Origin of the sequence: Bradyrhizobium sp. 482_C4_N1_8 (assembly GCF_052075965.1) — a bacterium.
GTDB lineage: Bacteria > Pseudomonadota > Alphaproteobacteria > Rhizobiales > Xanthobacteraceae > Bradyrhizobium > Bradyrhizobium barranii.
In genome coordinates, this window is record NZ_CP197231.1 from 4,225,227 (window position 1) to 4,237,770 (window position 12,544).

At 63.4% G+C, this 12,544-nt stretch carries 13 protein-coding genes; 10 read left to right on the forward strand and 3 right to left on the reverse strand.

Annotated elements, in window-relative coordinates; translation table 11 throughout:
• Positions 1-13 precede the first annotated feature (13 nt).
• Together AB7Z56_RS20205 and mtnK are read left to right on the forward strand one after the other, a co-directional pair.
• Entirely contained in the window at positions 14-361 is a 348-nt protein-coding gene (locus AB7Z56_RS20205) for a hypothetical protein (protein WP_014494873.1), read from the forward strand.
• An 89-nt stretch (positions 362-450) separates the two neighbouring features.
• The gene (mtnK, locus tag AB7Z56_RS20210) at positions 451-1,737 is read left to right on the forward strand and encodes an S-methyl-5-thioribose kinase (protein WP_354112914.1); all 1,287 of its coding nucleotides are present in this window, start codon (positions 451-453) and stop codon (positions 1,735-1,737) included.
• Between the two features lie 13 nt (positions 1,738-1,750).
• Here mtnK and AB7Z56_RS20215 read toward each other — a convergent pair whose 3' ends face one another.
• The gene (locus AB7Z56_RS20215) at positions 1,751-2,626 is read right to left on the reverse strand and encodes a hypothetical protein (RefSeq protein WP_283016688.1); all 876 of its coding nucleotides are present in this window, start codon (positions 2,624-2,626) and stop codon (positions 1,751-1,753) included.
• A gap of 252 nt (positions 2,627-2,878) precedes the next feature.
• Between AB7Z56_RS20215 and AB7Z56_RS20220 the strand changes: the two genes are divergently transcribed.
• The 6 genes from AB7Z56_RS20220 (at position 2,879) to AB7Z56_RS20245 (ending at position 8,719) form a co-directional block, all read left to right on the forward strand.
• Positions 2,879-4,468, forward strand: a complete 1,590-nt coding sequence (locus AB7Z56_RS20220; protein ID WP_094184000.1) for an ABC transporter substrate-binding protein — start codon at positions 2,879-2,881, stop codon at positions 4,466-4,468.
• A gap of 60 nt (positions 4,469-4,528) precedes the next feature.
• The gene (locus tag AB7Z56_RS20225; RefSeq protein WP_063982990.1) at positions 4,529-5,452 is read left to right on the forward strand and encodes an ABC transporter permease; all 924 of its coding nucleotides are present in this window, start codon (positions 4,529-4,531) and stop codon (positions 5,450-5,452) included.
• The gene (locus tag AB7Z56_RS20230) at positions 5,449-6,270 is read left to right on the forward strand and encodes an ABC transporter permease (RefSeq protein WP_283016687.1); all 822 of its coding nucleotides are present in this window, start codon (positions 5,449-5,451) and stop codon (positions 6,268-6,270) included. Before AB7Z56_RS20225 ends, AB7Z56_RS20230 begins: the two co-directional genes overlap by 4 nt.
• Positions 6,267-7,247 (forward strand): ABC transporter ATP-binding protein, encoded by a 981-nt coding sequence (locus tag AB7Z56_RS20235; RefSeq protein WP_063982991.1) that lies wholly within the window; start codon positions 6,267-6,269, stop codon positions 7,245-7,247. The genes AB7Z56_RS20230 and AB7Z56_RS20235 overlap by 4 nt, the downstream gene beginning before the upstream one ends.
• Complete coding sequence (locus AB7Z56_RS20240) at positions 7,240-8,292, forward strand: ABC transporter ATP-binding protein (RefSeq protein WP_283016686.1); 1,053 nt, start codon at positions 7,240-7,242, stop codon at positions 8,290-8,292. The genes AB7Z56_RS20235 and AB7Z56_RS20240 overlap by 8 nt, the downstream gene beginning before the upstream one ends.
• A 208-nt stretch (positions 8,293-8,500) precedes the next feature.
• The gene (locus AB7Z56_RS20245; protein WP_063982993.1) at positions 8,501-8,719 is read left to right on the forward strand and encodes a hypothetical protein; all 219 of its coding nucleotides are present in this window, start codon (positions 8,501-8,503) and stop codon (positions 8,717-8,719) included.
• Positions 8,720-9,769: 1,050 nt separating this feature from the next.
• On the opposite strand, the gene AB7Z56_RS20250 is transcribed toward AB7Z56_RS20245, so the two are convergent.
• Entirely contained in the window at positions 9,770-10,276 is a 507-nt protein-coding gene (locus AB7Z56_RS20250; RefSeq protein WP_283016685.1) for a methyltransferase family protein, read from the reverse strand.
• Positions 10,277-10,534: 258 nt separating this feature from the next.
• On the opposite strand from AB7Z56_RS20250, the gene AB7Z56_RS20255 reads away from it, so the two are divergent.
• Positions 10,535-10,810 (forward strand): hypothetical protein, encoded by a 276-nt coding sequence (locus AB7Z56_RS20255; protein WP_167767920.1) that lies wholly within the window; start codon positions 10,535-10,537, stop codon positions 10,808-10,810.
• A gap of 108 nt (positions 10,811-10,918) precedes the next feature.
• On the opposite strand, the gene AB7Z56_RS20260 is transcribed toward AB7Z56_RS20255, so the two are convergent.
• On the reverse strand, positions 10,919-11,545 hold the full coding sequence (locus AB7Z56_RS20260) for a LysR family transcriptional regulator (RefSeq protein WP_208087122.1): 627 nt from the start codon (positions 11,543-11,545) through the stop codon (positions 10,919-10,921).
• A gap of 20 nt (positions 11,546-11,565) precedes the next feature.
• On the opposite strand from AB7Z56_RS20260, the gene AB7Z56_RS20265 reads away from it, so the two are divergent.
• The gene (locus AB7Z56_RS20265; RefSeq protein WP_283018882.1) at positions 11,566-12,543 is read left to right on the forward strand and encodes a VOC family protein; all 978 of its coding nucleotides are present in this window, start codon (positions 11,566-11,568) and stop codon (positions 12,541-12,543) included.
• The last annotated feature ends 1 nt before the right edge of the window (position 12,544 follow it).

Here is a 12,544-nt window from a genome sequence, read left to right on the forward strand (position 1 = left end):
TTGGGGGAAACGAATGACTTTTCAGCGGATCGTCATCGCGCTTCTGGTGCTGATCGTCGCCGGCCTTGGCGCCATCGGCTATTTCGAATGGAAGATGGCCGTGCAGGTCCGAACGCTGAAGGCGTTCGTCGAGGGCTCTGTCTTCAACGAAGCCGTGATGGCCTGCGAGCAGGCCAAGAGCTCGACGCCGTTCAAGTGGAACGGGGGCAAGAGCACCTCGGTGATCGGCCTGAACTCGGTCAAGCTGGACAAATACACCGTCAGCGCCAGCTACACGCTGGTGGCGGACAGCGTCTATTGTGATTACGATCCCATCAAAAGAAAGGCCGAGATCGGCTCGAGCTTCCTGGAGCGGGAGTAACGATCCGGCCATGCCAAGAGCATGATCCGGAAAAGTGCGAAGCGGTTTTCCGATAAGATCGTGCTCAAATATCATGGGGTGGGATCGTCATGGCCGACGCGGGGGACTACCGGATTCTGCATGAGGCGGCCTTGCGGGACCATCTCGCGGGTATTTCCGACCTGAAGGCACTACTCGGTGGCGAGCCGGCCGCCTGGGGCATCACCGAGGTCGGCGACGGCAATCTCAATCTCGTCTTCATCGTCAAGGGCGCGCGCGGCGGCGTCGCCGTGAAGCAGGCGCTGCCCTACGTCCGCCTCGTCGGCGAGAGCTGGCCGCTGCCGCTGTCGCGGGCCCATTACGAATATCTCGCCTTGTCGAAGCAGGCCCAGCTCGCGCCCGGTCTCGTGCCGGCGCTGCTGCACCACAACGAGACGCTGGCGCTGACGGTAATGGAGCTGCTTGAGCCCCACATCATCATGCGCAAGGGGATGGTCGCCGCAACGCAATATCCCGGTTTCGTGGACGACATCACCACCTTCATGGCGCGCACCCTGTTCTTCACCTCCGACCTCGCGCTGTCGGCGGCCGAGAAGAAGCAGGGCATCGCCGCCTTTGCCGGCAACCACGCGCTCTGCAAGATCACCGAGGACCTGATCTTCACCGATCCCTACCGCATTGCCGAGCAGAACCGGTGGACTGCGCCTTATCTCGACCGCCTGGCCGCAGGGCTGCGCGATGACATGGAGCTGCATGTCGCGATCTCCCGGCTGAAGCTGAAGTTCATGGCAAGTCCCGAGGCGCTGCTCCACGGCGATCTCCACACCGGCTCGATCATGGTGACGGAGAGCCAAACGCGGGTGATCGACCCCGAATTCGCGTTCTACGGCCCGATGGGATTCGACGTCGGCGCCGTGCTTGCGAACCTCCTGATGGCCTATTTCGCCTCCGCCGGCCACGAGCGCACGCCGGGTGAGCGGCAGGCGTTCGAAAGCTGGGTACTGGAGACGGTCGAGCAGGTCTGGAACGAGTTCGCCCGCAAGTTCCTCGATCTCTGGCGCGCTGGCGCCACCGGCGATGCCTATCCGGCATCGCTCTTTGCCGGCGAGAAGGGCGCTGCATGCCTGGAAGCCGAGCGGCAGGCTTACATGCAGCGGCTATTCACTGACACCGTCGGCTTCGCTGCCGCCAAAACCCTCCGCCGTATCTTCGGCCTGGCCCACAACATCGACTTCGAGCTGATCGAGGACCCGCGGAGGCGGGCGATCAGCGAGGCGCGCGCGGTGCGGCTGGCGAGGGCGATGATGGTGGAGGCGGGGGCATTTCCGAACATCTCGGACGTCACCGGCGCAGCGCGAAAACTGCGGGACTGGATGCCTGAGTTTGCGAACGGCTAGGGGGCGATGCGCATCAATAAAGCCGCATCGGCAGCAGGACGCCGTCCGTGCCGGCCAGCAGGCCCCAGGTCTCGTTGGCCGCGACCTCGAACTCCCGGCTCTGGACCGTGCCGCCCTCGACCTTGAGGGTGACCTTGTACTTGCCGGGCGGCAGATCGATCTTTTGGCCGTCAGGTATTTCGGCTGCGGCAGAGTCGGAGTGCGCCAGTTTCTCGCCGGCGTGCGCCGCCAGCTTGATGGTCTGGTCGGCGACGGTGATGACCGCCACCTCGTCCGACTTGTTGCCGAGCATCAGCTTTGCCTGCCTCGGCCTCGGCAGGAGGCCGGCATTCGCGATACCCGGCTTGCGCAGCGAAAGTTCGGCGATTGTCCTGTCGTCCTGACGGGAAAGCCGGACCAGGACCGGTCCACGGGCCGTCGTGAAGGTGATCACGGCCCGGTCCGGTTCGACCACCGTCTCGATCCAGCCACGCTTGCCGAGCTCGGCGCGATAGAAGCCGAGCACCGCCGTGAGATCGCGCGGGGTCTCGGCGTAGACTGACGCGATGAACGGCGAATTCTTCGCCGTAGCGATGCTCCAGCTCTCGGGCAGTGGCAGGCCGGTGCCCTGGGAAACCCTGGCTTCGAAACCCGTACGTGCGCCCCGTGCGACCGCTCCGACAGGGATGCTGAGCAGTCGTTCGACGAAATTATCCGGAGTGTCATGGCCCCGGACCGCCCACCACGTTTCGTCAAGATAGTCGTTCACGCCGGTGGTGCGGCTCCAGCTGAACCGGATGCTGTCCGCCTCGCTGTACCGGCCGAGGCTGGCCGCGACCGGGCTTGCCAGCACCGCCGTGGCGGCGACCAGTCCGCCCGCGAGCAAGATACCTAGCGTTCGGCGATTCATTTTTTCCGCGATCCCTGGGGCTCAGATAATGATCCTGAACTTGGTCGCGTTGATCACGAAAAATGTTCACTGCTCTTGGTCGCTCATGATGCACCGCAATCGGCGGCTTGCACCGCTTGGGACGCAACCTGGCCTCCGAGGGTCTCGCGAGCGCCGCGTTCCGGAACCCGTCGCCATCAAAACGAAGCTTGCGTTCGACGGGTTACGAATGATCAAATCCCTAATCGGAATACCTGCGTTGTTGGGGGACACATGATGTTCAGGATGATCGCGATCGTCGCTGGTTTGGGGCTGGCGCTCGCCACCTCGGCGGAGGCCCAGGCGCCGCGCAAGGGCGGAACCATCCGCATGACGGCGCCCTACGGTTCGAGTTTCACGAGCCTCGATATTCACACCACGCAGCGCGCCCAGGACGAGATCTACGCCAAGGCGCTGCACCGGTCGCTCTACATCTGGAATTCCGCGGAGGGCAAGCCGGTTCTGGAGCTCGCCAAGGAGGACGTGGTCTCGGGCGGCGGTCTCGTTCACACCTTCAAGCTGCGCGACGACGCCTATTTCCACAACGGCCGCAAGATGACGGCCGACGACGTCATCTGGTCCTACAACCGCATCATGGACGGCACCAAGGCCTATCCCGGCGCGCGCTTTGTCCGCATGATCGAGGGCGCGGCCGCGGTCGAGAAGGGCCAGGCCAAGGAGATCTCCGGCCTGAAGAAGATCGACGACTTCACCCTCGAAATGAAGCTGACCGAGAAAGTCGATCCGGGATTCTACTTCTTCACCGCGCTGACCTCGATCTATCCCGCCGACGAGGCCGCCAAGGAGAGCTTCATCCAGAAGCCGATCGGTCTCGGGCCGTTCAAATTCGTCGAGCACGTGCCGGGATCGCGTATCGTTCTGGAGCGGTGGGACCGGTTCTACAAGCCCGGCAAGCCCTACGCCGACAAGGTCATCGTGTCGATCATGGGTGAGGCCGCGGCGCGCGATGTCGCCTTCCGCAACAAGGAGATCGACACCTCGGTGCTCGGGCCCGCCCAGTATGTCGCCTATCAGTCAGACGCCGACCTCAAAGGCACCATCGTCGAGGTCGCCGAGGTCTTCACGCGCTATATGGGTATGAATCCCTCGTTCAAGCCGTTCACGGACAAGCGCGTCCGGCAGGCGATCAATTACGCGATCGATACCGACCTGATCATCAACAAGCTGGTCAAGGGCAAAGCCTATCGCGCCACCAGCTGGCTGCCGTTGACATCTCCAGCCTACGACAAGGCGATGAAGCCGTACCCCTACGATCCCGCCAAGGCCAAGCAGCTGCTCGCGGAGGCCGGCTATCCCCAGGGCTTCGAATTCGAATGGACCACCAGCCAGAATGAAAGCTGGGGCCTGCCCATCGTCTCGGCCGTGATCCCGATGCTGGACAAGGTCGGCATCAAGGCGAAGGTCAAGCAGGTCGAGACCGCGGTGCTGGCCGAGGTGGTGCGCAGCGGCGACTATCAGGCCTTCATCTATTCCCAGGCGACCGGCCCGGATCCCCAGGCCGCGCTCAAATGCTTCCACTCCTCGACGCCGCAGCCGGCCTGCAACTACATGAACTACAAGAATGCCGATTTCGACAAGCTGATCGATGCGGCAGGGCAGGCCGACGATCCCGCAAAGCGCACCGAGCTGCTGCAAAAGGCCAATGCGCTGCTCTATGAGGAAGCGCCGGTCTGGTTCTTCAACTACAACAAGGCGGTCATGGCGGTGCAGCCGTGGCTCAAGGGCGTTCAGCTCAATGCGACGGAGCTGACCCATCAGAACGTCGAAGACCTCTGGGTCGACGAGACCTCGCCCGCGAAGTGACACGCGCTCTCGCGCTCCCTCCATCGCGACGAGCGGTGGGGGGAGAGAGGAAAAGCCTGGATGCTCTCGTTCCTGCTCCGCCGTCTTCTGCAAACCATTCCGACCGTGCTCGCTGTCGTGCTGCTGGTCTTCGTGCTGTTCAGCGTCGTTCCCGGCAGCATTGTCTCGAGCATGAGCGACGACAGCGATCCCCAGGTCGAGCTGCGCATGAAGAAGCAGCTCGGCCTCGACGATCCCCTGTATTGGCGTTTCGGCGCCTACATCGCCAAGCTCGCGACCGGTGACTTCGGCACCTCGTTCCGGACCCGCGAGCCTGTCACGACCATGATCGCCAAACGGGCCTGGCCGACGCTGCAGCTCATCTTCACGGCCATGACGTTTGCGATTTTGATCGGGGTTCCCCTTGGTTTCATCGCGGCGCTGAAACCCGGGGGAATCGTCGATACGCTCGCCATGGTGCTGGCGGTGTCGGGCCTTTCCATTGCCAAATTCTGGCTCGGATTGGTGCTGATGTATCTGTTTGCATTGAAGCTCGGCTGGCTGCCGAGCTTCGGCTATGGCGATGGAGGGCTGAAATATCTGCTTCTCCCAGCCGTGACGCTCGGCGTCTCGCCGATGGCGCTATTTGCCCGCACGACGCGCGCCGCGGTCCTCGAGATCATGACCGCTGATTTCGTCCGCACCGCGCGCTCGAAGGGCATGAGCGAGACGCGTGTCGTGAAGTGGCATGTGATGCGCAACGCGCTCGTCATCATTCTCACCACCGTCGGCCTTCAGTTCGGCGGGTTGATGGGGCAGGCGGTCGTGGTCGAGAAATTGTTCTCCTGGCCGGGCATCGGTTCGCTGCTGGTCGACAGTGTGCTCCAGCGTGACATTCCCGCCGTCCAGGGCTCCATTCTCGTGGTGGTGCTGGCCTTTCTCGCGATCAATCTGCTGATCGACGTGCTCTACGGCGTGATCGATCCCAGGATCAGATACGCATGAAGCTCCGCGCCAATCTCATCATCGGCGGCGCGCTGTTCGCGCTCGCGATCCTGGTCGGCCTGCTCGCGCCCTGGCTGGCGCACACCGATCCCGTCCTGGACGCCAACCTCATGAACGCGGAGGAGCCTCCGAGCTGGACCTGGTGGTTCGGCACCGACGACCAGGGCCGCGACATCTATTCCCGCGTCGTCTACGGCGCGCGCGTCTCGCTGACCGTCGGTATCGTCTCGCAGCTCATCAACAGCGTCATCGGCGTCGCGCTGGGCTTGAGCGCGGGCTATTGGGGCGGCTGGTGGGACGATGTCGTCAACGGCCTGACCAACCTGATGCTCGCGATCCCCTCGCTGATCTTCGCGCTCGCCATCATGGCAGTGCTTGGCCCCGGCCTCACGAGCCTGCTGATCGCGCTCGGCCTGACCAACTGGTCCTTTACCTGCCGGATCGCACGGGCGTCGGCGCTGTCGCTGAGGAGCCAGGGCTATGTGCAGGCGGCGACCGTGCTCGGCTACGGCGATCTGCGGATCATGGTCACGCAGCTCTTGCCGAACATGTTAGGGCCGATCGTCGTCATCGGCACGCTCGGCATGGGCAGCGCGGTGCTGTCCGAAGCCGCCTTGTCGTTCCTCGGCCTCGGCGTCCGCCCGCCGTTTCCAAGCTGGGGCAGCATGTTGTCGGATGCGCGCGAGCAGATCACGACGGCGCCGTGGCTCTCGGTCTTTCCGGGCCTTGCCATCTTCCTGACGGTGCTCGGCCTGAACCTGCTCGGCGACGGCCTGCGCGACATTCTCGATCCCCAGTCGCGGAGCCGGCGGACATGACCGGCGCGCCGCTGATCGAAGTCGAGGATTTGCGTATCGATCTCGACGACGGAGCGAGGTGCGTTGCGGCGGCCGAGGGCATTTCATTCCGCATCGATCGAGGCGAGACATTTGGGCTGGTCGGCGAATCCGGCTGCGGCAAGAGCATCACGGCGCTCGCCTTGATCGGCCTGTTGCGGCAACCGTTGTCGATCGGCGGCGGCGTCATCCGGTTTGAGGGGCGGGAGATCCAGCACCTTTCCGCGGCCAGGCAGCGGGACCTGCGCGGCAATCGCATCGCCATGATCTTCCAGGAGCCGATGACGGCGCTGAACCCGGTCTCGCCGGTAGGACGGCAGATCGCCGAGATGTTCGTGCTGCACAAGGGCAAGAGCTGGCGGGAAGCCAACCAGCTCGCGGTCGAGGCGCTGGCGAGCGTCCGCGTCCCCGCACCGGAGCGGCGCGTCAACGATTACCCGCACCAGCTGTCCGGCGGCATGCGTCAGCGCGTCATGATCGCCATCGCCCTCGCATGCGGTCCGGACCTCCTGATCGCCGACGAACCGACCACCGCGCTCGACGTGACCGTGCAGGCCGAAATCATCGAGCTGATGCGCAATCTGTGCGCCGAGAGGGGGACGGCGATCCTGATGATCAGCCACGATCTCGGCCTCGTCGCCAATGTCTGCCGCCGTGTCGCCGTCATGTATGCCGGCCGCATCGTCGAGGAGCGCGGCTCCGCCGATATTTTCCGGGCGCCTTCGCATCCCTATACGCAGGGCCTGGTCGCCTCGCTGCCGCGGCTGGGCAGTCGGGCCGCGCTTGGCCGCACCAGGCTCAAGGAGATCGCGGGCGTGGTTCCAGCCATCACGAATTTCCCGGATGGCTGCCGGTTCAATCCGCGCTGTACGCAGGCCACCGAGATCTGCCGCACGGTTGCGCCGCAAACGGATTTGCTGGAGGCCGGCGGTTTCGTCCGGTGTTACCACCATGCATGAGCCGCAAGCCATGCAAGGGGAAGCGAGGCCGGACGACGATCTCATTCTCAGCGTCGAGGATATCGCGGTTCATTTTCCGATGGGGGGCGGCTGGCTCGGCCGCGGCCGGCGGGTGCTCCGTGCCGTCGACGGTGTCGATCTCAGGCTGAGACGAGGCGAATGCCTCGGCCTCGTCGGCGAGTCCGGCTCGGGCAAGTCGACGGTCGCATTGTCGATCCTGGGTCTGTTGACGCCGACGCGCGGCCGCATCGTGCTGGACGGGCAGGTGGTGACGAACAGGCAATCCGGCGACCGAAAGTCGCTGGCCCGCACCGTGCAGATCGTCTTTCAGGATCCCTACGCCTCGCTCAATCCGCGCCAGACCGTCCGCCGCACGCTGGAAGATCCCCTGCGTGTGCATGGCGTGACCGCAAAAAGTGAGATCGAGGACCGTGTTGCGACGATGCTGCGGCACGTCGGCCTGCGGCCGGAACAGGCCGACCGCTATCCGCATGAATTCTCCGGCGGCCAGCGCCAGCGCATCGGGATTGCGCGCGCCCTGATCCTCAATCCCAGGATCGTCATCTGCGACGAGCCCGTGTCGGCGCTCGACGTCTCGATCCGCGCCCAGATCATCAACCTGCTGCTGGAATTGAAGGACACGCTCGGTCTTTCCTACATCATGATCAGCCACGACCTCGGCGTCGTCGAGCACATGAGCGACCGCGTCGCCGTCATGTATCTTGGCCGCATCGTCGAGAACGGCCACTGGCGCGAAATCTTCGAGCGGCCGGCGCACCCCTATACGCAAGCCCTGATCGCGGCCATCCCCGATCCGCTGCGTCATGCGCCGCTAGCAACGACAGGGGGCGACCTTCCCAACCCGCTCAATCCGCCGAACGGATGCGCCTTCAGCCCGCGTTGCCGGTACGCGGAGGCCGTGTGTCGCCACGAGCCCGGTCCGGTGCTGGAAACGCGCGCCGATGGACATGAGGTGAGGTGCTGGCGGGCTGACGAGATTGCGGGGCAGGCGGCATTGGCCTCGACCGGAGGCGGGCATCCCTAGGGATGGAAGACGCGTCCGTCGAGGTCAAAAGCGTCGCTCCAGTGGGCCGCTAGTCACGTCCGGTCTGTCCTGACAGGCGGACGATTTTTGGGATCCGCCCATAGGCCATCGCCTGGGGGTTGATCCTTGGCGCGGTCCAATCGCATACCGCCCCATTTTCATGTGTGCTACATGGTTGGGTAGCAAGATGTAGCAGGAAAGGCAGATCATGACTGACGATCAGGTCAATCTCGTCGTTCAGCACCTTTGCGAGCAATTGCACTTGGCGCTCCGGTTGAAGGGCAGCGAAGCACATCCACCAAACGCCAAAGATATTGGATTCGATCCGGCCTCTGTGAGAACCGTATTGCTGACCGGCTTGCGTTCGGCGGGTGTCACGACCCACCACGAGGCGGTCGGGAAGAGCGAAGAGCCGCCGTGGTCCTAAACACAAAACGCGGGACAGAAGCCCCGCGCCGATGTCTCAGCTGGGTCAGCAGCAGACAAATCCACGACAGCGTCCATAGGTCCGTTAAGGGCCAACAACCGACGTTCGATATATCGTCCGTTCGCATCTCGGAACCGCGTCGCGGACGCCGTAGTTAACTGCTCGATTGTATTCGCTTGACAAACGGCGGTCTCCACTGACCATCGAGGATGTTGCTCCCGCCCAGTAGACGCGGATGTAAAGCGAGAACTGGCCACTCGCAGGCGGCCAGTTGCTCTCTTTGTCTACGCTCGGTGATTTTGGGACCGGCGCGCAGCGTCAACGAACCGTCCCGACATTGAACGTTCGCTTCGCAGGGAACGTTGGCGGCATCTTGCCGCTCGCCTCAGCGCCAGGTTGCCGGTTCGCAGGGAGGCCTATTGAACGGACCTCCGGCATAACTGCCGACGTCTGGAGCCCGGACACAGTGAACGACGTTGGAGGTAGGGACGACTGCACCGCTTTTGTCGCGCCACGCCGACCTACGCCAGCTTGCCGGTTCGCAGGGAGGCTTATTGAACGGCCCTCCGGCAAAACTGCCAACGTCTGGAGCCCGGATGCAGTGAACGACGCGGGACGGATGGACGGCTGCGCCGTTTTGGTCGTACCACGCGGCCATGGCCGGATTAGCGAACATGGCCGCGGCGATCAGTCCTACCGAAGCAAGCTTCCTCATTTGCGCGTCTCCTTATGTGTCAATGATTGAACGACTGACTATCCTTTGCGGCTCATTCCTACCGAAGAGACTGCAAGCAACATTTGGCGGTATCGACTATGCACATCATCAAGGTTGATCTATATCAACTTCGCCCGAATACGGCGGCTGATGACCGTTCTGGGTCAAACTACGAAAAACTCAACCTGAGCAAATTCAGTCCGCTATGCCCTATTGATCGGACCTCAATGAGGCGTGCCGTCACTTCGCTGATGGGCCCAATTGCAGACAAGCTTTGTTGAGGAGCCTTCGAGAAGCTCATCAAAAATCAGCGCCGAGGTCATGCGCTACGGCAGCTACCGACCGCCTCGCCACGCAGTTAGGCGCGGGATCCAACGCGGCACATTGATGCAGAACGCTTCGTATTCCGCGCCGAATGACCTTTTCAGCGTCGGCTCTTCGTAGCCCACGACAAAAAGGTGGAAAGCGAGCCAGACGACTGCGCCGTAGGCGAATAGCCCCCAATCGCCGAACAGGAGCGCCTGGCCGAAAATGACGACGGCGACCGCCACGTAGATTGGATTGCGCACATAGCGATAGAGGCCGGTAACGACGAGATGTTGGGGCGGGGCGATCGGCGCCGGCGTGCCGAGCCCCTGCAGTGCGAAACGCGCGAATGAATCCACGAGCCCGGCTAAGCCGGCAAGAATTAGCGCGGCGCCGACGAAGCGCGTGAGCTCGACGCCGAGAAACGGCAACCTGAACTCCCAGCGTGAAATCCACCACGGGACCACCCCAGCCACCACGCAGGGCGCGAACACGAAGAAGATGGCGGTGCCGATGACAGCAGCAGTTCTTGGCATAGACACGATCCGTTCCCTGCTATTTTAACACACCGCACCGGGAGCGCGTCAGGTCCGCCTTGGGTCATGAACGACAAAGCTTGAACTGAGCACAATAGGTCTGCTTTCGGGCAAATTGCCACCAATCCGCGCTCGTTGTCCTGACAATGAGTGCAGCTAGCGCGCTACGGCGCGGAAGGCCCGGCGCGGACAACACCGGTGTTTCTGCTATAGTGCGATGTTCGAACTTGCGGGGCGGCTGCTTCAAGGGTTGAAATCATGCACAGAGCATCTGGATCATTACTACTTGCCTTCGTTTTTATTCTATTTGCTCCGCAAGTGCGGGCGCAGCAGATTCCGGCCGAAACCGTTCAGGGAATGCTTGCGGCCCAGATACGCACGCAAGGATTCACTTGCGAAAAGCCACTCGGCGCAAAGAAGAACACGAAGGCGTCTCGACCTGATCGCGACGTTTGGGTTCTTAGATGCAGCAACGCCATGTATAAGATCACGCGGGTTCCCGATATGGCGGCGAAGGTCGAACCGCTGCCGTGAGCTCGGTGGTCTCTACGGGACCAGCGCCATGATGGACTTGTGCCGGTGTTTTGCCTGACGTCTCAAACGTCCTAGCGGCGAGGGCTCAAGCCATGCCTCACGGTCGCCTTAGCTTCCGCTGATGCCGACCAGACGCGGGCGGCGGTTTGCAAGCGGGTTCTCGGCTGGCAGGGCGCGCAGCCAGTCGCGGAAGCTGACGATCTCGGGGCAATCCGCGGTGCCTTCAGGCGCGATCAGCCAATCACCGAGGCCTGATCCCTCATTGACCCGGTCGCAGCGATAGCCTGGATGGCGGCCGAGACCGCGGGCGATCAAGAGGTCGACCTTGCCCTCGACCAATTCGTGCAGGCCGGCCGGCTGCAGCACCCGCAAACCGATCTCCGCATGCGCGCTGCGAAACTCCGCCAATTCGAGCCGGCGCAGGTCGAAGCTGCCATGGACCCCCAACTGCAGCAGCACCGCGCCCGCCGGCTTCAACTGCGAGGTAGCCTCCGCAATGTGACGAAAACCTTCGGAGACCCCGGGCAGATAGGCCTGACCGGCCGCGGTGAGAATGAGCTGCTTATGCAGCCGCTCGAACAGCTGCACGCCGAGGCGTGCCTCCAGCGCCTTCACCTGCTGTCCCACGGCGGCAGGTGTCACGTGCAGCTCGTGCGCGGCCAGCTTGAAGCTGAGATGCCGGGCGGCGGCCTCAAAAGCGCGGAGCGCGTTGAGCGGGGGAAGGGCGTAGGTCATCGCAGCACAGTTTGACACCGATGGGCCTTGGCCTTGCAATAGATTTTCTTGCGCTGAACCGCAGCAACAATGCTTTGATCGGCGCCGTCATCGCCGGATACGGTCGGCCCGCAATCCGGAGACTCCCCATGCCCCGTCGTTTAGATCATCTCGTCATTTGCGTCCGCGATCTGGAGCAGGCTGCGCTGGATTGGCAGCGGCTTGGCTTCAACCTCACACCGACCGGTGTGCATCCGTTCGGAACCAGCAACCGCCTGGCGCAGTTCGCCGACAATTTTCTGGAGTTGCTGGCCGTCACCGATAATGCGTTGGTGCCGCCAGCCACGCCGGGCCATTTCAGCTTCGCGGCCCACAACCGCGATTTTCTTGAGACCGCCGAGGGGATGTCGATGCTGGTCTTGCACAGCACCGACGCCCATGCCGATGCCGTGCGTTTCAGGGCCGACCGCATCGGCGATTATGCGCCGTTCGATTTCGGCCGCGACGCGGTGCTCCCGGGCGGAGGCACGGCGCGCGTCGCGTTTTCGCTGGCCTTTGCCACCGATCCCGCCATGCCCGGGATCGCGTTCTTCACCTGCCAGCAGCGTCACCAGCCGGAATTGTTCTGGAAGGCGCAGTATCAGCGTCATCCCAACGGCGCCCTCCGCGTGGTCGAGGTGGTGATGTCGGCGGCGGAGCCGGCGGCGCACCGCGATTTCCTCGAGCGCCTCACGGAAGGCACGGCCGAGCTTGCGCCCGGGCGGCTGACGATTGGTGAGCGCGGCAATCAGATCACCTTGCTCGGCCCGTCCGAACTGGCGCGCCGGCTACCGGGCCTCGCGAACAGCGCTTCGCCGCGCTTTTGCGCGGCGCGTCTGGCGGTCGCTGATCTGGATGCGACAGGGCGAACACTGAAACACAACGGCGTCGGCTTTGCGATGACCGGTGCCGTGCTGTTGGTGCCACCCGCCACCGCGCATGGTCTGGCGCTCGAATTCGTCGAACAGGAGGCAAACTGAC